This window comes from Bradyrhizobium sp. NAS96.2, assembly GCF_001908235.1.
GTDB lineage: Bacteria > Pseudomonadota > Alphaproteobacteria > Rhizobiales > Xanthobacteraceae > Bradyrhizobium.
Genome location: NZ_LGHK01000239.1, coordinates 1 through 20,254, shown reverse-complemented (window position 1 = coordinate 20,254; position 20,254 = coordinate 1). Strand labels below are relative to the sequence as shown.

Sequence of the window (20,254 nt, the reverse complement as noted above, 5' to 3'; positions counted from 1 at the left end):
ATCCGCTTTCACGCGCTGATCGAGAACCAGCCGATCAATTCGACCTGGGTCGGCTATCTCGACGGCCTCTCCGACAAGTTCCGGCAGATCGGACGCTGAGACTGCCGTTCGCGTGTCGTGCCGAGCTGCATACGAGCCGGCCGATGCCTGGCGTTGATCGTATTTCGTAACGGAGATGTTCGGTGACCGATATCGCGCTCGACAATCACGGCATCAGGCTTGCAGCATCCGTCCATGGCCCGACGGACGGCGAACCGATCCTGTTCCTGCACGGCCTGTCGCTGAGCCGGGACACATGGCAGGAAATCGGCGGCCGGCTGAAGGATCGATATCGGATCTGGACCCTGGATTTCCGCGGACACGGGCACTCGGATCGTGCCCCGGACTATGATCTCGCCGCCTATGTTTCGGATGCAAAGACCGCGTTGGCCGCAATCGGGCGTCCGGCGGTGATTGTCGGCCACTCGCTCGGCGGCTGCGTTGCCGGCGTGCTGGCGCAGAGCGGTGACGCTGATGTGCGCGCCGCCTTCCTCGAGGATCCGCCCTGGTATCTGGGACAACCGGGGGAGTGGGAGAAATCGGCCTTCCCAAAACTGTTTTCCATCGCCAGGGCGCGTCAGGCTACGTGGCAGCAAGCGCGCGCGCCGCTCGGCACGTACCTTGCTTTCGTTTCCGACTCTCCGACGCCGATGGGCGGGATCGGACGTGATCATTACGGCCCACGTCATCTGCTCAGTCACGCCTCTGCGCTGCAGCGGCAGGACGGGCGGTGCTGGGCCGATGGAAACGTTGCGGGCGCCGTCCTGGCGGCGATCCCGACCGAGCGGGAATTCCTGTGTCCGGTCAGGATTGTCCAGGCCGATCCGGGATGTGGCGCGGCTTTTCTCAGGGATCACGAGGCGCGCCTCGCGTATGGCAATCCGCGTGCCGACATCGTTCGCTATGAGGGATGCGGCCATTCACCCCATCGCGCCATCGCGTTCGAGCAGCGCTTCGCGGCAGACCTGCAAGCCTTCCTGTCGGGCCTGCCGTCGCGGTGAGCGCGGGTGCGATCCGGCACATCAGATCCACGAACCGAAGACGGGGCCATCCATGCAAGAGACGTCCGGCTACGATCCGAACTACGTGATGGGGCGCTCGACCGCGGAGACCGACAGGCTCAAGCGCCAGTCGCAGCTCTACGATGCGTCGACATGGCAGCTTCTGAAGGAGGCCGGGCTCGCGCCGGGCATGAAGGTGCTCGACGTCGGAAGCGGCGCCGGCAACGTGTCCTTCATCGCCGCAAGCCTGGTCGGCGAGAGCGGGGCGGTCGTCGGTGTCGACAGCAATCCCGCCATCGTCGACGAGGCTGCGGCCACCGCGCGCTCGCTCGGCCTGCGCCAGGTGTCATTCCGGGTTGGCGACATCAACACGATCGAGTTGGACCGGGATTTCGATGCGGTCGTCGGCCGGCTTGTGCTGATTTACGTCAAGGATCCCGCGGTGCTGGTTCGACAATTGCTTGCCCACGTCAAGCCTGGCGGCATCGTGGCGTTTCAGGATCTGGACTGGGGCGAGGGGCCGATCGCCAATCCGCCGTCGCCGCTGCTGTCGCAGGCATGGGGCACTGTGAAGGAGATGTTCCACCGCGCCGGGCTGAACAACCGGATGGGATTGTCGTTGCACGGCGCCTTCGTCGCGGCCGGGCTTCCCGCGCCGCGCATGAGCCTGTTTGCCCCGGTGGGAGGCGGCATGGATTTCGACGGTTACGACTACATGGCGAGCGGCCTGCGCAGCAACCAGCCGCATATCGTCAAGCTCGGCGTCGCCACCGAGGCGGAGCTGGCACTGGATAGTTTTGCCGAACGCCTGCGCACCGAAGTGGTCGGCATGCAGGGCGTGTTCGCGCTGCCGACCTTCGTCAGTGCCTGGTCGCGCAAGCCGCCGCGCTGATCGCCGCTGCGCCGTCACACATTTTGTGCGAAGCGTGCGGCGCCCGCGACCGGTGCGAGCCAGGTCGCGGCCCGATCGGTATAGATCTCGATCTGCGGCTGCAGGCCGTCCATGCTGTCGAGCGTGCCGGCCTTGACCACGACCTTGCCCGGCATCAGCGCGGTCTTGGCCAGGATCGGCGAGCCGCAGCCGCCGCAGAAATGGCGCTCGACCGGATGACCGCTGTCACCCCTGTCGATGAAGACGGCGGTCTCGCCGGACTGCTGATACTCGGTCTCGCGGACCACGACGTTGAGCGAGAACAGGCTGCCGCTCAGCCGCCGGCAATGCGTGCAGTGACAGATTGCGATCCCGCGCGGTTCGGCCTTCAATTCGTAGCGCACGTCGCCGCACAGGCAGCCACCCTTTCGATCCGGCATGATGTTCCCTCCCAAAACGCTGACCTGACAAATCTCCCTCAGGCGCCCATCACTGCGTCGATGAAGGTCGCGGCCGATTCCTTTAGCTGCTTGCGGCTGTAGCCGGCGCGCTCCATCACGGCGAGGCCGCGCGTGAAGGTCACGAAGACCCGCGCCAGCCGGTTGGCATCCGCAGCGCGCCGCCTGCCTGGAGCCGCGCTGAGGGTCTTGCCGATCAGTTGCTCGAGCCGGCCCAGCACATCCTGCACGCGCTGACGCACCTCGGTGCTCGAGATCGCTGCATCGAGCGCGGTGCGCGTCGTCAGGCATCCGCGCGCCGGTGAGCCGTCGGTCATGTTGACAATGATCATGTCGAAGAAATTTCGCAAAGCGGTCGTCGTGTCGGCGTGAGCCAGCGCATGACCGGCCGCTTCCAGGAATTGCCCGGTATACTGGTCGAAGGCGCGCAGGAAGATCGCTTCCTTGTCGCCATAGGCGTTGTAGAGGCTGCCGCGCTGCACGCCGGTGGCGGCGGCGAGGTCCTGCATCGTCGCGTCGTGCAGGCCCTTGCGCCAGAACACGTCGAGCGCCGTCGCAATCACCTCGTCCTCGTTGAACTGACGTACACCCACCATCCGACTCGCTCCGTCTGAGTATCCTTGACATTATCGTCAAGATTGACAATCATGTCAAGAATGATGCCTCGGGAGCTCAACATGATTACTGCCGTCACGTCTTTCAAATTGCCCAAGCCGATCACGCGCGAGGAAGCGCGCGCCATCTTCCTCAGCACCGCGCCGATCTATCGCGGCGTACAGGGATTGTTTCGCAAGACCTATGTGCTGTCCGAAGACGGCATGATGGCTGGCGGCATCTATTTCTGGAACTCGCGGAGCGAGGCGGAAGCTTTGTACACCGATGCGTGGCGCGCCCGCGCCCGGGAGAAGTATGGCGCCGATCCGACGGTGACCTATTTCGAGAGCCCGGTGGTGGTCGACAACATCGCCGAGCAGATCAGCGCCGGCGACGACTAGGAAGGCTCCGTCGCGCCAACTGACAGTGGCGGAACTTTCGACCGCCGCCCGGCTGCGCATGTCCGCGTGTGATGCGCCGCGCGCATCCGCTTGTGCTTGGTGCGTCCACAAGGCTACTCTCCCTGCAAGCAAGAAAACTGCAAGGGAGCCGTCACGGTGAACCAAACTCCATCCTCACATCCAGCGCTGCCGCGCCGCAGGCTCGGCCGCACCGGGCTCGATGTCTCCATCCTCGGTTTCGGTACCGCACCGCTCGGCGATCTGTTTGCGCGGCTCGACGATGCGGCCGCGATTGCGGCAGCGGAGCGGGCGTTTGCGTTGGGCGTGAACCTGCTGGATTCCTCGCCGCTCTACGGGCATGGCCTCGCCGAACACCGCTCTGGCACGGCGCTGCGCCGCGTGGCGCGCGACGACATCGTCGTCTGCACCAAGGTCGGGCGCTGGATGGACCCGTTCCACGGCCGCGGCGACGGCTCGAATTTCGTCGGCGGTCAGCCGCATCGTGCGGTGGTCGATTATTCCTATGACGGCACGATGCGCTCGGTCGAGCAGTCGCTGCTGCGGCTCGGCACCGATCGCATCGACCTGCTGCTGATCCACGACGTCGACGTCTGGACCCACGGCGCTGACGCGATCGAGGCACGGTTTCGCGAGGCGATGGAGGGCGCCTATGTCGCGCTCGACAAGCTTCGCGCCGAGCGTGTGGTCAGGGGTATCGGGATCGGCGTCAACGAGGCCGAGATGTGCGTGCGCTTCGCCAAGGCGGGCACGTTCGACACCATGCTGCTTGCCGGCCGCTACTCGTTGCTGGAGCAGCCGGCGCTCGCCGAGTTCCTGCCGTTGGCGGAGAAGCAGGGCATCGGCGTCATGCTCGGCGGCGTGTTCAACTCCGGCATCCTGGCGACCGGCGCGGTTGCCGGCGCCAAGTACAATTACAAGGACGCGCCACCCGACGTGATGCAGAAGGTCGCGGCGATCGAGCGCGTCTGCCGCGCCCATGGTGTGGCGCTGCCGACCGCGGCGCTGCATTTCGCGCTCGGCCATCCGGCGGTCGCAAGCCTCGTGCTCGGCGCGCAGACACCGCAGGAGGTCGAGCGCAACGTCGCCGCATTGTCGTCAGCCGTTCCGGCCGCGCTGTGGCGCGATTTGAAGGCCGAGGGGCTGCTCGACCAGCACGCGCCGGTGCCGGCATGATGCGGATCGATGCCCATCACCATGTCTGGCGACTTTCGCGCGCTGATTACGGCTGGCTGACGCCCGAGCGCGGGCCGATCTATCGCGACTTCGGCCTGGCCGACCTGATGCCGCATCTCGCCGCGGCCGCGATCGAGGGCACGATCCTGGTGCAGGCCGCACCGACCGAGGCGGAGACGGCATTCATGCTCGACGTCGCCAGGAGCTCGGAACTGGTGCGCGGCGTGGTCGGCTGGATCGACTTCGATGCGCCCGATGCCGCGGACCGGGTCGATGCGATCGCTGAACGCGAACTGCTGGTCGGCCTGCGGCCGATGGTACAGGACATCGCCGATGACGACTGGCTGCTGCGCCCCGAGCTGGCGGCGCCGCTCGAGGCCATGGTGCGGCACGACCTCGTGTTCGATGCGCTGGTGTTGCCGCGCCATCTGCCGCGGCTCGTTCAGGTGGTCGATCGCCATCCGGACCTGCAATTCGTGCTCGATCATTTCGGCAAGCCACGGCTCACCACCGGCGACATCGCGGCCTGGAAGGACGACATCGCAAGCCTTGCCGCACGGGCCAACGTCGTCTGCAAGCTGTCGGGCCTTGCGACCGAGGCCGCGCCGAACTGGCAGGTTGCCGATCTGCGCGAGGCGGTGGATCATGCACTCGCATGCTTCGGTCCGCAGCGGCTGCTGTGGGGCAGCGACTGGCCCGTCGTCAATCTCGCCGGCGGCTATGCGCACTGGTTCGCCGCGACGGAGAGCCTGCTGGCTGATTTGTCAAGTGACGTGAGAGCTGCGATTTTCGGTGGCAATGCGGCGCGCATCTATTTGTCAAGCCGCGGGCGACCCACATCCCGGAAATAGCACGCAGGGAGCGCCAAATTTGATCCACAGCGCGCCTTGATGAATCATTCCGGGATGGTCCATAAGCGGCGTCCGCGCCGTCGTGATTTGGCGGTGCAACGGAATCAGAGAGACAGGCGTGGCAAAGATTCATCATCAGATTGCGCAGGAGCTGGGAGTTCGCGACGAGCAGGTCGAGGCGGCGGTGACGCTGCTCGACGGCGGCGCCACGGTGCCGTTCATCGCGCGATACCGCAAGGAGCTCACCGGCGCGCTCGATGACGCGCAGCTGCGCACGCTGGAAGAACGGCTGACCTATCTGCGCGAGCTCGAGGAGCGCCGCACCGCGGTGCTCAATTCGATTCGCGAGCAGGGCAAGCTCGATGCCGCGCTCGAGGCCCAGATCATGGCGGCCGACAGCAAGGGGCGTCTGGAAGATATCTATCTGCCCTACAAGCCGAAGCGCCGGACCAAGGCCGAGATCGCCAAGGAGGCCGGGCTCGAGCCGCTCGCCGATCAGCTTCTGACGCAGCCGCAGAACGACCCCAACGAGGTTGCCGCGCCCTTCGTCAATGCCGAGAAGCAGGTCGCCGACGTCGCCGCTGCGCTCGATGGCGCGCGCGCGATCCTGGTCGAGCGCTTCGCCGAGGACGCCGATCTGATCGGCGCGCTGCGCGAGGAGATGTGGTCGAACGGCATCATGGCCTCGACCGTCCGCACTGGCAAGAAGACCGAAGGCGAGAAGTTCAAGGACTATTTCGATTTCTCCGAGCCGCTGCCGAAGCTGCCGTCGCACCGCATCCTGGCGCTGTTCCGCGGCGAGAAGGAGGAGATCCTCGACCTCGCGATCAAGCCGGAGGCGCAGGAGCCTGTGGTCGGCGTGCCCGGCCTCTACGAGCTCAGGATTATGAACCGCTTTGCGATCTCCAACCAGGGCCGCAAGGGCGACAAATGGCTGACCGAGACGGTGCGCTGGGCCTGGCGTACCAAGATCCAGATCCATCTCAACATCGATTTGCGGATGCGGCTATGGACCGCGGCCGAGACCGAGGCGGTGCGTGTGTTCGCCTCGAACCTGCGCGACCTCTTGCTGGCGGCGCCGGCCGGTCCGCGCGCCACCATGGGGCTCGACCCCGGCTATCGCACCGGCGTCAAGGTCGCGGTGATCGATGCGACCGGCAAGGTGGTCGCGCATACGGCGATCTATCCGCACGAGCCGCAGCGGCGCTGGGACGAGTCGCTCGCCATCCTCGGCAAGCTTGCGATCGAGCATGGCGTCGAGCTGATCGCGATCGGCAACGGCACCGCCTCGCGCGAGACCGACAAGCTGGCGACCGAGCTCGTGAAGCGGCTGCCCGAGCGCAAGATGACCAAGATCGTGGTCTCCGAAGCCGGCGCGTCGGTCTATTCGGCCTCCGCTTTCGCCTCCAACGAACTGCCCGACCTCGACGTCACCATTCGCGGCGCGGTCTCGATCGCGCGGCGCCTGCAGGATCCGCTGGCGGAGCTGGTCAAGATCGATCCGAAGGCGATCGGCGTCGGCCAGTACCAACACGATCTCGGCGAGGCCAAGCTGGCGCGCTCGCTCGATGCCGTGGTGGAAGACTGCGTGAACGCGGTCGGCGTCGACGCCAACACCGCTTCGGTGCCGCTGCTGGCGCGAGTGTCGGGCATCGGCCAGGGCCTGGCGCAGAGCATCGTGCAGCATCGCGACGCCAACGGTCCGTTCAAGTCGCGCAAGGCGCTCAAGGAGGTGCCGCGGCTCGGGCCGAAGGCGTTCGAGCAGTGCGCCGGCTTCCTGCGCATCAGCAACGGCGAAGACCCGCTCGATTCATCCGGTGTGCATCCGGAAGCCTATCCGGTGGTGCGCCGCATCCTCGAGGCGACCAAGAGCGACATCAAGGCGCTGATCGGCAACGCCGATGTGGTGCGCGGGCTCAAACCGCAATCCTTCGTCGACGACACCTTTGGCCTGCCGACCGTCACCGACATTCTGCGCGAGCTGGAAAAGCCCGGCCGCGACCCGCGTCCGGCGTTCAAGGCGGCGGTGTTCAAGGACGGTGTCGAGGAGGTCAAGGACCTCAAGATGGGCATGATCCTCGAAGGCACCGTAACCAACGTCGCCGCGTTCGGCGCTTTTGTCGATATCGGCGTGCACCAGGACGGCCTGGTGCATATCTCGGCGATGTCGCGGAATTTCATCAAGGACCCGCGCGAGGTGGTGAAGCCGGGCGATATCGTCAAGGTCAAGGTGCTGGACGTCGAGGTCGCGCGCAAGCGCATCGCGTTGACGCTGCGGCTCGACGACGAGGTCGGGCCGAAGAAGGACAACGCGGGACCGTCACGCGATTTCTCGCGCGGCTCGGCCAAGATGACCTCATCCGCGCCGCGCCGTCCGCAGGAGCAGTCCGGCGGCGGCGCGCTCGCCGAGGCGCTGCGTCGCGCAGCCGAAAAGAGCGGGCGCGGCAAGCCGACCTGAGCAGTTAGAAGGGCGGCAAGCTAAACTTGCCGCCCTCATTTCGTTACAGCTTGCCGGCAGCGAACCTGGCGAGCGCCTCCGCGACGCCCTTGCCGTAGGCCGGATCGGCCTTGCTGCAATTCGCAGCATGCCGTTCCTGGATGTGCTTCGATGCTTGGCCGACCTGGCGGGCGGTGTTGTCGAACAGCGCCTGCCTTTGCGCGGCATTCATCTTGCGGAACAGATCGCCCGGCTGCTGCCAGTGGTCCTCATCCACGCGATGATCCCAATGCGCAGCCGCGCCTGAGAGTTCGAGCGGCGGCTCGTTCAGCTGCGGCTGGTCGGTCCATTCGCCATGGCTGTTCGGCCAATAGGTCAACGTCGCGCCCAGATTGCCGTCGGTGCGCATCGCGCCGTCGCGGTGATAGCTGTGGAACGGACATTTCGGCGCATTCACCGGGATCTGGTGGTGGTTGACGCCGAGCCGGTAGCGCTGCGCATCGCCATAGGAGAACAGGCGGGCCTGCAGCATCTTGTCCGGCGAATAGCCGATACCGGGTACGACATTGGCCGGCGTGAACGCCGCCTGCTCGACCTCGGCGAAGAAGTTCTCCGGGTTGCGGTTGAGCTCGAAGTACCCGACCTCGATCAGGGGATAATCCGCCTTCGGCCAGACTTTTGTCAGATCGAACGGGTTGAACGGGAATGCCTTGGCCTGCGCATCTGTCATCACCTGGATGAACAGCGTCCAGCGCGGGAAATCGCCGCGCTCGATGCTGTTGAAGAGATCGCGCTGGTGGCTCTCGCGGTCCTTGCCGACCAACGCCTCGGCCTCGGCGTCGGTCAGGTTCTGGATGCCCTGCCGGGTGCGGAAGTGGAATTTCACCCAGACGCGCTCATTGCTGGCGTTGATCATGCTGTAGGTGTGGCTACCGAAGCCGTGCTGGTGGCGAAAGCTCTTCGGAATGCCGCGCTCGCTCATCACGATGGTGACCTGATGCAGCGCTTCCGGCAGCAGCGTCCAGAAATCCCAGTTCATGTCAGGATCGCGCACACCCGTGCGCGGGTGCCGCTTGATCGCGTGGTTGAGGTCGATGAAGCGCAGGGGATCGCGGAAGAAGAACACCGGCGTGTTGTTGCCGACCACGTCCCAATTGCCTTCATCGGTGTAGAATTTCAGCGCGAAGCCGCGGATGTCGCGCTCGGCATCGGCCGCGCCGCGCTCGCCGGCAACGGTCGAGAACCGCGCGAACATCGGCGTCTGCTTGCCGATCGCCGAGAAGACGCTGGCCTTGGTGTAGCGGGTGATGTCGTGGGTGACGGTGAAGGTGCCGTGCGCGCCGGCGCCCTTTGCGTGCATGCGCCGCTCCGGGATCACTTCGCGGTGAAAATGCGCGAGCTTTTCGATCAGCCAGACGTCCTGCAGCAGCGCCGGCCCACGCGGCCCCGCCGTCATGATGTTCACATTATCGGCAACCGGTGCGCCGGAGGCGTGGGTCAGGAACGGTTTCTTGATCTCGTCGCTCATCGAAAGCTCCTTGCTGGAAGTCAGCACTCGTCGTCCCGGCCCTGAGGGAAGCCGGGTGAAAGACGATTGCATCGCGGATGCGTTACGGCCGGCGCGACGAGGAGGCCCGGTAATCGACAAATTGTGAACCGGATCTGCAATCCCGTTACGACGACGTGGTTTCTTGGATGAGTCGCGGATTAAGAAATCGGGGGGATCGATTCAACGCGCGCTATCCGCTGATTCCAGCCAAATGTCCGTCGATCTCGGCCAACGCAGTCGGGGCCCGCGATCCGGTCATTTGCTGCGCATGCCGGCGCGCTCGCCAATCCTAAATCCGGCGTCAGAATCTGGCGCATTTGTCAGTTGAAGTCGGGCTCGCGCTTGCGTCTTCTGATCATGCTCGTGTGCGGCGATACGAGGTTCGCCGCGGTCCCAATCAGGGAGGATTTCATGAAGAACAGGCTTCTCACGTGTCTCACGGCGGCGACGCTCGCTGTCAGCGTTGCGCTCGCACCCGCGGCCCTGGCCAGAGGCGGCGGCGGTGGTGGCGGGCATGGCGGCGGTGGTTTCGGTGGCGGCCACGGTGGTGGCTTTGCTGGCGCCATGGGTGGCGGCATGCATGGCGGAGGCTTCGGCGGCATGCACGGCGGCGGCTTTGGCGGTATGCATGGTGGCGGCATGGCGTTCGCTGCCCTGGGCGGCGGCGGGCATTTTGCCGGCGGCCATTTCGGCGGCGCGCGCTTCGCAGGCGCTCCCGCGTTCGGGCCGCGGTTTGCCGGCGCCGGATTCCACGGCGGACGCTTCTTCCATCACGGCGGCTTCTTCCATCACCACCGCTTCCATCGCTTCGCCTTCTTCGGCGGGCCTTTCGTCTATGCCGATTACTACGACGGCTGTTACCGCAGGGTATGGACGTCCTACGGCCTGCAATGGGTCAATGTGTGCGGGGACTATTGGTGATCGCCCAACCATCCGCACCGTTGTCGCGGCCGTCGCCAGACGTTCCATCCAGCCCCGGAATGGGATAGTCTGGCGGCGACCGTCGCGGGGCGCTCGGAGGGGTTGAGAACTCGGAGAGTTCAAGAAGATGACCGGAGCTCACCGCCGCATTCTCGTCGTCGAGGACGATCCGGAGACCGCGGGTCAGCTCGTCGAGGAACTCACCACCTGCGGCTACGACGTGGATCTGGCTGCGAACGGCCGTGAGGCGCTGAGCCAGGGAGCGGCGCGCGACTATGCCGTGATCACGATCGATCGCATGCTGCCCGACATCGACGGCATCACGGTGATGCGTCAGATGCGCGACGACGGCATCGCGGTGCCGTTCCTGATCATCAGCGCGCTCGGCGAGGTCGACGACCGCGTGCGCGGCTTGCGCGCCGGCGGTGACGACTATCTGGTCAAGCCGTTCTCCTTTGTCGAGTTGCTGGCACGCCTTGAGGCGCTCGGCCGCCGCAGCGAGACCGTTGCCAAGGAGACCATCCTGCGGGTCGGCGATCTCGCGGTCGATCTGATCGCGCGGACGGCGAGCCGCCGCGGCCGCAAGATTCCGCTGCTGCCGAAGGAATTCCAGCTGCTCGAATATCTCGCGCGCAACGAAGGCCGCGTGGTGTCGCGTGCCATGCTGCTGCAGCACGTGTGGGATCTGCACTTCGATCCCTCGACCAACATCATCGACGTCTATGTCGGACGGGTGCGCCGCAAGGTCGACGACCAGCAAGCCTATCCGCTGATCCACACGATCCGCGGCATCGGGTACTGCCTCCGTGCTCCTGGCTAAAACCCTCAGGTCATCGACGTTCCGCCTGGCCTTGATCGCCATCGGCGTCTTCGGCCTGATCGTGTCCGTCATCTTCGCCTATGTCTACTGGTCGACACTGTCCTATGTGCGCGACAGGTCCGACCGCGCGATCATGACCGAGCAGGCAAGCCTCGACGATGCCTATGCGCGGTCCGGCCGCGATGGCCTGACCGCGCTGATCGCGCAACGTATCGCGGACAAGGCCTTTGCCGACCATGTCTATCTGTTGGCCGGCCCCGGCTCGGCGGTGTTTGCAGGAAATCTCAAGCAATGGCCGGCGGAGGCTGCCGGGCAGGGATGGACCGAATTCCGGGTCTCGCTGCCGCAGCTCTCCACGGGAACCTCGCTGGCGCGAGTCGTGACGGAGACCCTGTCGAACGGCGATCGGTTGCTGGTCGGCCGCGACATCAGCGATCTCGATGGCTTCATGACGCAGATCCGGGGCGCGGGCATCGCCGTCGTCGTGCTGATCATCGTGCTGGCTGCTGCCGCCAGCATCGGGGTCACGCGGCGGACGGTCGGCCGGATCGAGTCGATCAATGCGACCAGTCGCGCCATCATGCTCTCCGGCCTCGACCAGCGCATTCCGCTCCTCGGCAGCCATGACGAATGGGATCGCGTCGCGGAGAACCTCAATTTGATGCTGGATCGCATCCAGACCCTGATGGGCGACGTCAAGCAGGTCAGCGAAAACATCGCCCACGACCTGCGCACCCCGCTGACCCGGATGCGCGGCCGTCTGGAGAAGGCCTATCACGCCCCACGCAACGCAGACGGCGATGCGGCGCTGATCGGCGACACCATCGCCGATCTTGACGCGGTGCTCGGGATGTTCGCGTCGATCACGCGGATCTCCGAGATCGAGACGCGGGCCCGTAAGGGCGCGTTTCGCACCGTCAATCTCGTCGAGATCGCAGGCGAGGTGGTCGAGCTGTACGATGCCGCGGCCGAAGAGGTGACCACCCATCTCGACCTTGCAGGCGATCCCGCGGTGATGGTCACCGGCGACCGCGACCTGCTGTTCGACGCCATTGCCAATCTCGTCGACAACGCCATCAAGCATGGCCGCCCGGGCGGACGGGTGACCGTGACTTGCGACGATGACGAAAGCGGGCCGGTGATCTCGGTTGCCGATGACGGCCCCGGCATTCCGGCCGACCAGCACGACCGCGTCTTCAAGCGCTTCTACCGGCTCGAGCAAAGCCGCTACACGCCGGGCAACGGCCTCGGTCTCAGCCTGGTCGCCGCGGTCGCCAGCCTGCACGGCGCGAAGATCGAGCTTCGCGACAACGCGCCGGGTTTGTTGTTCAGGCTCGTCTTTCCCGTGGCGGAAACGTAGAAGCGTAGGGTGGTGACGGCGGAGGAACTTCTCGCTGGGTGCGCGCCGCCAAAATTTTGAAAAACAACCCCATGCAAAGGAGCTCGCGGCTGCCGGCGTTCGACCAGGCAACTTGACACGTCGGGCAAATCAGGGATACTCTTCTAATATTCCGAAATTGTGCAACCGCCGCCTTGTGAGCCCCTCGCCACGCAAGGGGGCGCAGCGCGTCGCGAGACTGCGGAAGCATGAATCACAGGCCGTGCAACATACTCGCCGTCGTCCCGGCGTAGGCCGGGACCCATAACCCCAAATGCGACCTGTTGCGCGACGCTGGAACGACGAGTGCCGTTCACAATATCCGCTGCAGAGTATGGGTCCCGGCCCCCCCGTGCGCAATTGCGCACTAGGCCGGGACGACGCAATGGGACGAGTCGTGGATCCTTGATCACCCGCATGCGCGGGTGATGGCACCGCGTTGTTTGACACGTTGAGCCGAACTATCCCCATCGTCGTCCTGGCGAAGGCCAGGACCCATTACCCCAAAAGAGAGTTGTTGCGTCACGCTGGGGCCACGGTCCCGTTCATCATCAAATGCGGTGGTTCTGGTCCTGGCCTTCGCCAGGACGACGATGCGGAGAGAGCAGCTCAAAACCGCGCCGCCATCTCCACGAGCCTGCGATGCGCCGCGTCGCGGGCGGCATGGATCGGCTCTGCGGGCCCGGTGGTCGGGCCGATCGGCACGAAGCGCGCGTCGCTGATGCCGATGAAGCGGAGCACCTCGCGCAGATAGGGCGTTGCCATGTCGATGCGGCCGCGGTTCATGCCGGTAACGAAGTCGCTGCCGCTCGCCAGGATCACGACCGTCGGGCGGTCCCTGAGCAGCGGCAGATAACCCTGCGCCGGATCGAAGCGGAAGGTCAGTCCGGGCTGGATGATGACGTCGAGCCACTGCTTGAGCTTGTAGGGAATCGAAAAATTCCACATCGGCGTCGAGATCAGCACGCGATCGGCCAGCGACAGCCGCAGCGCGAGGCGTTCGGCGACTGCGAACGCATCGTGCTGCGAATTGGTGAAGCCTTTGCCGCCGATCCGGGCATATTTGGCCTCGAGCAGATACCCCTCGAACTCCGGCAGCGGCTCGCGCCACAGGTTCATCGCGTCGATCTCCCAGTCCGGGCGGGCCTTGCGGAAGCTCTCCACAAAGACGCGCGCGCCGGCCGCCGATTCCGAATCGGCGCGGGGAGAGCAGGCAAGATGCAGCAGCTTCGGCACCGCGCCTCCCTCAGCCGAGCGCCTTGATGACGGTGTCGGCGTTGGTCACGACGGAGACGTTCTGCAGCGCGAAGTTGATTGCGGCGTTTTGCCAGTCGGCGTTCATGGTCGAGCAGCAATCCTCCGGCACGATCATGAAATAGCCCTTGTCGGCGCCGGTGCGCGCGGTGTGCTCGACCGACATGTTGGTCCAGGCGCCGGTGTTGATGATCATGTCGCGGCCGGTCGCCTTCAGGATGGTCTCGAGCCTTGTGCCCTCCCACGCGCTCATCCGCATCTTCTCGACCACGAAATCGCCCGGGCGCGGCTCGAGGCCGGAGACCGGCGCCGCGCCCCAGCTGCCGCGCACCATCGCCTTGCTGTCGACCAATCCTTCGAACAGCGGTGCGTTCAAGGTCACCCCCGGCGCGCCCGGCTCGACGACGAACCAGACGTGGATGATGGCAACGCCACGTGCTCGCGCAGCCTCGGCGACGCGGCGCACATTCTCGACGACATGCTGCTGGCGCGCATGAGCCGGCGCGCCGGACTCGGCGAACGCGCCGCCGTCCATGATGACGTCGTTCTGCATGTCCTGGATGATCATCGCGCAGCGCTGCGGATCGAGCTGCATCTCGCCGGCGTTCAGGTTCGGCGCGGGCGTGGACGATGCAGCGCCGGCGCCGCCACGCTTGCCACTCATATAGGGCTCGTGGCGCGGCCCGACCTTGGTCGGGATCGCGTAGACCGAATGGGTCGCGGTCAGATAGAGCGTGCGGAAGTCGACGCCGCCCCAGGCGAGGTTGGCGACGAGCTCGGGCAGGCGGACCTTGCCGAGCAGGTCGCCTCCGGGCGAATAGACCCAGACGCCGCCGGGCGCCGTGACCCAGACATTGCCGCGCTGGTCGCACTTCATGCCGTCGGGCAGGCCGGGCTCGAGCTCGGAGCGGATGCCGGAGGCGAACACGTGCGGATTGGTCAGCGTGCCGTCGGCGCTGACATCGAAGGCGCGGATCAGCGCCTGCACGGTGTCATTGACATAGAGGATGCGCTCGTCCGGCGAGAAGCACAGCCCGTTCGGCTGCTCGAACAGATAACGGTCGACCAAGAGTTTCGGTGCGCCGCCGCCCGGCGGCACGCGATAGACGCCCTGGAAGCCGAGCTGCCGCGGCCGCTCGACGCCATAGACCGGCATCCGGCCGTACCACGGATCGGAGAAATAGATGGCACCGCTCGAATGGACGCAGACGTCGTTCGGGCTGTTGAGCTCCTGGTTCTCGTAATGCGAGGCCAGCACCTCGCGCCGTCCGTCCGGCCGCTCGCGGATCAGCGAGGACGTCGCATGCTCGCAGACGATCAGGTTGAGGTCCGCGTCATAGGTCATGCCGTTGCATTTGTTCGACGGGCGCTTGACCTCGACCACGCCGCGCCGCGCATCCCAGCGGCGTCGCACGTCGCCGGGCATGTCGGAGAACAGCAGGAAGTGATCGACCGGGTGCCAGATCGGTCCTTCCGTGAAATCGAAGCCGGTGCCGACCTGGCCGACCGGCGCGTAGGGGTCGATCAGGTCTTCGAACTCGCTGCGCAGCGTGACATGCGTCATCGTGACAGGCCTTCGCGGTTATGCCGGGAACCAGCTGCGTTGCGGCAGGCTCTGCACGACCGGCCCGGGCACCTGGTCGTGCAGGCGGCCGACCACCGTGCCGCCCTCGATCTTCGCCGGGCGATCATGCACCGGCAGCAGATAGCGCGAGCTGGAGAGCAGCTTCTTGATCGCGGCCTTCTCGGCGCGCTTGCTGGTGCCGTGATTGCCGGTGGTGCGCGGTTCGGCGTCGTGGATTTCATTAAATGGATTCACGATCTGGTCGTTGAAATCGTAGATCACATCACCGCAGATCGTGGCGATCCCGTCGGCGGTGTGGACGTGGACGTTCATCGAGCCTTCGGTGTGGGCGTTGGCGGCGTCGCAATAGACGCCGGGCATCAGCTCGACCGGACCGGTGATCTCGAGGTCGAGGAAGCGCAGCGCGCTCTTGGTGTGCAGGCGGTCGATCAGGTGCTTGATGTCGGGCGCGGGATATTGCGGGTGCATCAGGCCGGAGACGGAGTACTCCAGTTCCTTGCGGTTCAGCACGACGGTCGTGTTCATCGGGAACAGGTCGTCCTTGCCGGCATGGTCGATGTGCAGATGGGTGTGGCAGACGAAGCGGACGTCGCCCATCCGCACGCCGTGGCGGGCGAGCTGGTTCTCGATCATGTTCTCGTGGAACTGGAGGCCGCGCATGCCGAGCGTCTCCATGATCTGGTTAGAGCGGTAACCGGTGTCGACCAGCACGGGGTAGGGGCCGCCGAGGATCAGGAAGCCGAGCGTCAGCACGCGGCGGGTGCGGCCGCAATTGTGCCCGAGCACGAGGAAGCTCGATTCCAGCTCGATATCGCCATAGTCCAGAATCTTGATCTCCAACGGCATCGCTCTCCCTCCAAATTCGTGTTCGTTGTGTTCGCGGCGCGACTATGGCTCCAGCCGATAGACCCGCGCCGCCGTCGTGCTGAAGATCGCGGCGCGCTGTTCCCGGCTGAGCCGCTCGGCGGCCGCCTTGAAGGTGTCGATCAGATCGCGGTAGCTGGTCCACAGCTTCTCGATCGGAAAGTTCGAGCCGAACAGGCAGCGCTCCGCACCGAAGATCGCGACGGTATCGGTCATGACACCGGCAATATGCGCGGCATCGTTGCGGTGGATGAAGGTTCCGAGCCCGGACAGTTTCGACACCACGTTAGGACATTGTGCGAGCCGCGCCATGCCGGCGCGCCAGGCGGCACGGCCTTGCGGCGACAGATCCTCCAGCATGCCGGCGTGTTGCAGGATGAACGTCACATTGGGACAGGCCTCGGCGAGCCCGGCAGCATCGGCCATCTGCGGTGCGAACGCCTGCAGGTCAAAGCTCCAGCCATAGTCGGCGAGGTGGCCGACGTTGCGCCGGATCACCGGATCAGTGCAGAGATCGGGCCGCGCTGCGAAGCGATAGAGCGGGTTCTCGTGCCAGTGCAGCTGCATGCGCACGCCGCGCACCAGCGGATAGCGCTTCAACCGGTCCAGCTGCGGCCGGACGTCGCCTGAGGAAAAATCGGCATAGGCGACGAGGGCGTGCGGCCAGCCGTGCTGATCCGCCGTCTGCTGCACCCAGGCCGCCTCATCCTCGAATTGGCTGTTCGGCCAGTTGGTTTGGACATAGACCGAGCGGCTGACGCCGGTGCCTTTGAGATCGTCGAGATATTCCTGAATCGGATAGTCGCGGCGGATCGGCTCATAGGGGCCGAAGATGCGCGGCTGCATCGGGCCGGACAGCCAGGCGAGATCGGCCTGACGCCAGATGTGATGATGTCCGTCGACGATTCCAGTCACGCAGCTCTCCTTGTTCCGAGCGACAGCAGATGCGCGACCACAGCAGCGGTCGATCCGCCGTCCACGAGATCATCGACGAAGCGCTGGATCGCGATCAGCGCCTCGGTTTGCGGCTTGAAGCCGGGCGACGTCGCGAGCGGCGTCAGCCAGCTCACGCGCCAGGCCCGGCGCGATAGTTTTGCCACCGCATCGCGCAACGCGGTCGGATCGCCGCGCTCGAGGCCGTCGGAGACGATCACGACAGCTGCGCCGCGGGCATATCCGCCGAACCGCGGCACCGCGAGGAACGCTTGCAGCGCATCGCCGATCCTTGTGCCGCCGTCCCAGTCGCTGACCAGGAACGAGGCTGCGTTCAGCGCCTGTTCGCGCCGTTTCAGCCGCAGCGCCGATGTGACGCGGGTCAGCCTTGTGCTGAAGGTGAACACCTCGACATTGCCGGCGGCCTGCACCAGCGCATGCCCGAGCCGCATGTTCTCCTCGGTGCGCGCCTTCATCGAGCCGGAGACGTCGATCAGCAACAGGATCTTGCGCGGGCGCTGGCGGCGGCGCATGCGCCCGAGCCGCAGCACCTCGCCGTCATTGCGGACGCTGTCACGCAGCGTGCGGCGCAGATCGGCGAACGGGCCGCTGCGCGCACGCCGTCGCCGGTGGCCGCGCCGCCGCGGCAATCGCCGTGCCGCTTCGCGCGACAATTGCCGCAGCGGATCGCTGGTCGGGACTTGCGCGAAGCGGCGCTCGACCAGCGCCTCGGCGCGCGCGGCAGCGAGGCCGGACTCATTGGCTTCGTCGGCGAACGGCGGCTCGTCGTCGCCGCGGCCTTCCTCCTGCAGGCGGACGGTCTCATCGTCCTCACCCTCGGCCTGTTCGATGGCATCGGCGCCGCGGAAATGGACGTCGAACAGTCGGTCATAGGTCGCGCGGCGCTCTGGCGGCGGCGCCAGTGTGGCAAGCCCGGCCCGGCGGATGTGCTCCAGGCTACGCGGCCCGAGCAGTTCGATCGCAGCCAGGAAGCTCGTCGTCTGCTCCGGTGCAACCGAAAAGCCGTTGGCGCGCAGCAGCGCGACAAAGGTGACGAAGGTTTGCGCGGCGCGCGGCAGCTGGAGATCGTCGCTCATGCGGCTGCCTCCGCGATGATCGCATCGAGCCGCGGCGAGATGAAATGCAGGTCCTCCTCGTCCTTCAGCGCGACGCCGATCGAGCGCTTGAACGCGTCCGGCCAGCGCGCGCCGCCCTTGTTGAGTAAGGTGGCGGCTTCCGCCCAGTCGACCGCCTCGGCGATGCCCGGGGCCTTGCTCAGCGGCTCGCGGCGCAGCCGGCCGACCGCGGCGACCACGGCGCGGGCGGTCGCTTCGGCGACGCTGGAGGCGCGCATCATCACGATGCGGGCCTCGCGTTCGGCATTCGGGTAGTCGATCCAGTGATACACACAACGCCGCCGCAGCGCCTCGTGCAGATCGCGGGTCCGGTTCGAGGTCAGCACCACGACGGGATGCTCGGCGGCGCGGATGGTGCCGCGCTCCGGGATCGAGATCTGGAAGTCGGAGAGGAATTCGAGCAGGAAGGCCTCGAACTCCTGATCGGCGCGGTCGATTTCGTCGATCAGCAGCACCGTCGCATCAGGCGCGCGCAGTGCCGCCAGCATCGGCCGCTCGATCAGGAACGACTCGCCATAGATGTCGATGCTCTCCTCACCGGCCTGCCGGATCGCCAGCATCTGGCGCGGATAGTTCCATTCGTAGAGCGCCGCCGAAGCGTCTATGCCCTCGTAGCATTGCAGACGGATCAGCCGGCGGCCGAGCACGGCGGCGATCGCCTTCGCAGCCTCGGTCTTGCCGACACCCGGCGCGCCCTCGAGCAGCAGCGGCTTGCCGAGCGCGAGCGAGAGATAAGAGGCCGTCGCAATGCCGTCGTCGGCGAGGTAATAGGCCGCGCGCAGCGCCTTCTCCAGCGCCTCGGGGCTGTCGATGCCGACGATGTTGCTGCGGACCGGCATGCCGAAGCCTCAACGCCTTGGCTGCGGCCGCGCGCCGCCCTGCGCCTTGATCGCGCGCAGCACCTTCTCCGGCGTGATCGGCAGATCGTCGATCCGCACCCCGACCGCGTTGAAGATCGCGTTCGCCACCGCAGGCAGGACCGGATTGGCGCACATCTCGCCCGGCCCCTTGGCGCCGAACGGGCCATCGGGCGCCGGGCGTTCGAGCACCGCGATGTCGTGCGGGCAGATGTCGCCCGGACCCGGCATCAGATATTCGACGAAGTCCCGCGGGCCATGCACCGGCTCCGGATAATATGGCTCCGGCGTCTCATAGAGCGCGTGGCTGACGCCCATCCAGGCGCCGCCGACCAATTGCTGCTCGACCAGCCGCGGATTGAGCGCGCGGCCGAGCTCATAGGCCGAGTCCATCCTGACCATGTCGACCTCGCCGGTCTCGTCGTCGACCTCGACTTCGGCAACCAGGCAGGCATGCGCGTAGCAGGTCGCCGGCGACATCTCGCCGGTCTCGGGATCGACGTCGGACAGCGGCACCAGGAAGATGCCGCGGCCGGAGATCGTCTTGCCCTGCTTGAACTGCGCGGCGATTGCGACGTCCTTGGTCGAGATCGACCGATGCGGCGCGCCCTTGACATGGATGTTGCCGCGGCCGTCGGTCTCGAGATCGGCGGCATTCACCTCCAGCTCCTCGGCGGCAGCCTCCATCATCACGCCGCGGGCCTCGCGCGCCGCCGCCATCACGGCGTTGCCGACGCGATGGGTGCCGCGCGAGGCGAACGAGCCCATGCAATGCGGGCCGGTGTCGGAATCCGCGGTGTCGACATAGACGTCCTCGACCGGCACGCCGAGCGTCTCGGCGCAGATCTGCCGGGTCACCGACTTCATGCCCTGACCGAGATCGATCGAGGACAGCGCCACCGTGAATTTGCCGCTCGGGTTGGAGTGCACCAGCGCCTGGCTCGGATCGCCGCCGAGATTCATGCCGATGGGATAATTGACCGACGCGATGCCGCGTCCGCGATGCCGGGTCATGGTCAGCGCCTCCTGGTGCCGAAGACGGAAGAGAAGCGGGTGGCGCCATGCGACGGCGCGGCTGGCCGCGGCGGAGATGACGGTGGCGGCGAGGGCG

At 66.1% G+C, this 20,254-nt stretch carries 18 protein-coding genes and 1 pseudogene; 9 read left to right on the top strand and 10 right to left on the bottom strand.

Going from position 1 to position 20,254, the window contains the following annotated elements:
- Positions 1 to 182 precede the first annotated feature (182 nt).
- Together AC628_RS36955 and AC628_RS36950 are read left to right on the top strand one after the other, a co-directional pair.
- Positions 183 to 1,040: an alpha/beta fold hydrolase gene (locus AC628_RS36955; protein WP_074131589.1), complete on the top strand. Its 858-nt coding sequence runs from the start codon at positions 183 to 185 to the stop codon at positions 1,038 to 1,040.
- A 52-nt stretch (positions 1,041 to 1,092) separates the two neighbouring features.
- Positions 1,093 to 1,932, top strand: coding sequence for a class I SAM-dependent methyltransferase (locus AC628_RS36950; RefSeq protein ID WP_074131588.1), 840 nt, complete (start codon positions 1,093 to 1,095; stop codon positions 1,930 to 1,932).
- 14 nt (positions 1,933 to 1,946) lie between these two features.
- Here the strand turns inward: AC628_RS36950 and AC628_RS36945 are convergent, their stop codons facing one another.
- A complete protein-coding gene (locus AC628_RS36945; RefSeq protein ID WP_074131587.1) occupies positions 1,947 to 2,351 on the bottom strand; it encodes a GFA family protein in 405 nt (134 codons plus the stop codon).
- Positions 2,352 to 2,389: 38 nt separating this feature from the next.
- Positions 2,390 to 2,965: a TetR/AcrR family transcriptional regulator gene (locus tag AC628_RS36940; RefSeq protein ID WP_074131586.1), complete on the bottom strand. Its 576-nt coding sequence runs from the start codon at positions 2,963 to 2,965 to the stop codon at positions 2,390 to 2,392.
- An 81-nt stretch (positions 2,966 to 3,046) separates the two neighbouring features.
- Here AC628_RS36940 and AC628_RS36935 point away from each other — a divergent pair, with 81 nt between their 5' ends.
- From AC628_RS36935 to AC628_RS36920, 4 genes are all read left to right on the top strand, one after another.
- Positions 3,047 to 3,364, top strand: coding sequence for a monooxygenase (locus AC628_RS36935; RefSeq protein WP_074131592.1), 318 nt, complete (start codon positions 3,047 to 3,049; stop codon positions 3,362 to 3,364).
- 156 nt (positions 3,365 to 3,520) lie between these two features.
- Positions 3,521 to 4,558: an aldo/keto reductase gene (locus AC628_RS36930; protein WP_074131585.1), complete on the top strand. Its 1,038-nt coding sequence runs from the start codon at positions 3,521 to 3,523 to the stop codon at positions 4,556 to 4,558.
- On the top strand, positions 4,555 to 5,409 hold the full coding sequence (locus AC628_RS36925) for an amidohydrolase family protein (protein ID WP_074131584.1): 855 nt from the start codon (positions 4,555 to 4,557) through the stop codon (positions 5,407 to 5,409). Before AC628_RS36930 ends, AC628_RS36925 begins: the two co-directional genes overlap by 4 nt.
- 118 nt (positions 5,410 to 5,527) lie before the next feature.
- Positions 5,528 to 7,867: a Tex family protein gene (locus tag AC628_RS36920; RefSeq protein WP_074131583.1), complete on the top strand. Its 2,340-nt coding sequence runs from the start codon at positions 5,528 to 5,530 to the stop codon at positions 7,865 to 7,867.
- 43 nt (positions 7,868 to 7,910) lie between these two features.
- Here AC628_RS36920 and AC628_RS36915 read toward each other — a convergent pair whose 3' ends face one another.
- Positions 7,911 to 9,374: a catalase gene (locus tag AC628_RS36915; RefSeq protein WP_074131591.1), complete on the bottom strand. Its 1,464-nt coding sequence runs from the start codon at positions 9,372 to 9,374 to the stop codon at positions 7,911 to 7,913.
- A gap of 432 nt (positions 9,375 to 9,806) precedes the next feature.
- Here AC628_RS36915 and AC628_RS44490 point away from each other — a divergent pair, with 432 nt between their 5' ends.
- The 3 genes and pseudogenes from AC628_RS44490 to AC628_RS36900 form a co-directional block, all read left to right on the top strand.
- Positions 9,807 to 10,316: a hypothetical protein gene (locus AC628_RS44490; protein ID WP_074131590.1), complete on the top strand. Its 510-nt coding sequence runs from the start codon at positions 9,807 to 9,809 to the stop codon at positions 10,314 to 10,316.
- Between the two features lie 127 nt (positions 10,317 to 10,443).
- Complete coding sequence (locus tag AC628_RS36905; RefSeq protein WP_050425526.1) at positions 10,444 to 11,136, top strand: response regulator transcription factor; 693 nt, start codon at positions 10,444 to 10,446, stop codon at positions 11,134 to 11,136.
- A 424-nt stretch (positions 11,137 to 11,560) separates the two neighbouring features.
- Positions 11,561 to 12,496: pseudogene (locus AC628_RS36900) on the top strand (sensor histidine kinase); the annotation flags it as partial.
- A gap of 627 nt (positions 12,497 to 13,123) precedes the next feature.
- Here AC628_RS36900 and AC628_RS36895 read toward each other — a convergent pair.
- From AC628_RS36895 to AC628_RS36865, 7 genes are read right to left on the bottom strand one after another with little or no spacing between them, the layout of a single operon-like run.
- The gene (locus AC628_RS36895; protein ID WP_074131581.1) at positions 13,124 to 13,750 is read right to left on the bottom strand and encodes an FMN-dependent NADH-azoreductase; all 627 of its coding nucleotides are present in this window, start codon (positions 13,748 to 13,750) and stop codon (positions 13,124 to 13,126) included.
- A gap of 10 nt (positions 13,751 to 13,760) precedes the next feature.
- Entirely contained in the window at positions 13,761 to 15,332 is a 1,572-nt protein-coding gene (locus AC628_RS36890; protein ID WP_074131580.1) for an isochorismatase family protein, read from the bottom strand.
- Positions 15,333 to 15,350: 18 nt separating this feature from the next.
- Entirely contained in the window at positions 15,351 to 16,199 is an 849-nt protein-coding gene (locus AC628_RS36885; RefSeq protein WP_074131579.1) for an MBL fold metallo-hydrolase, read from the bottom strand.
- 42 nt (positions 16,200 to 16,241) lie between these two features.
- A complete protein-coding gene (locus AC628_RS36880; RefSeq protein ID WP_074131578.1) occupies positions 16,242 to 17,132 on the bottom strand; it encodes an amidohydrolase family protein in 891 nt (296 codons plus the stop codon).
- Positions 17,129 to 18,247 (bottom strand): vWA domain-containing protein, encoded by a 1,119-nt coding sequence (locus AC628_RS36875; protein ID WP_074131577.1) that lies wholly within the window; start codon positions 18,245 to 18,247, stop codon positions 17,129 to 17,131. Before AC628_RS36875 ends, AC628_RS36880 begins: the two co-directional genes overlap by 4 nt.
- Positions 18,244 to 19,125, bottom strand: a complete 882-nt coding sequence (locus tag AC628_RS36870; RefSeq protein WP_074131576.1) for an AAA family ATPase — start codon at positions 19,123 to 19,125, stop codon at positions 18,244 to 18,246. The genes AC628_RS36875 and AC628_RS36870 overlap by 4 nt, the downstream gene beginning before the upstream one ends.
- Before the next feature lie 9 nt (positions 19,126 to 19,134).
- Positions 19,135 to 20,157: a xanthine dehydrogenase family protein molybdopterin-binding subunit gene (locus AC628_RS36865; protein WP_028333322.1), complete on the bottom strand. Its 1,023-nt coding sequence runs from the start codon at positions 20,155 to 20,157 to the stop codon at positions 19,135 to 19,137.
- Between the last annotated feature and the right edge of the window lie 97 nt (positions 20,158 to 20,254).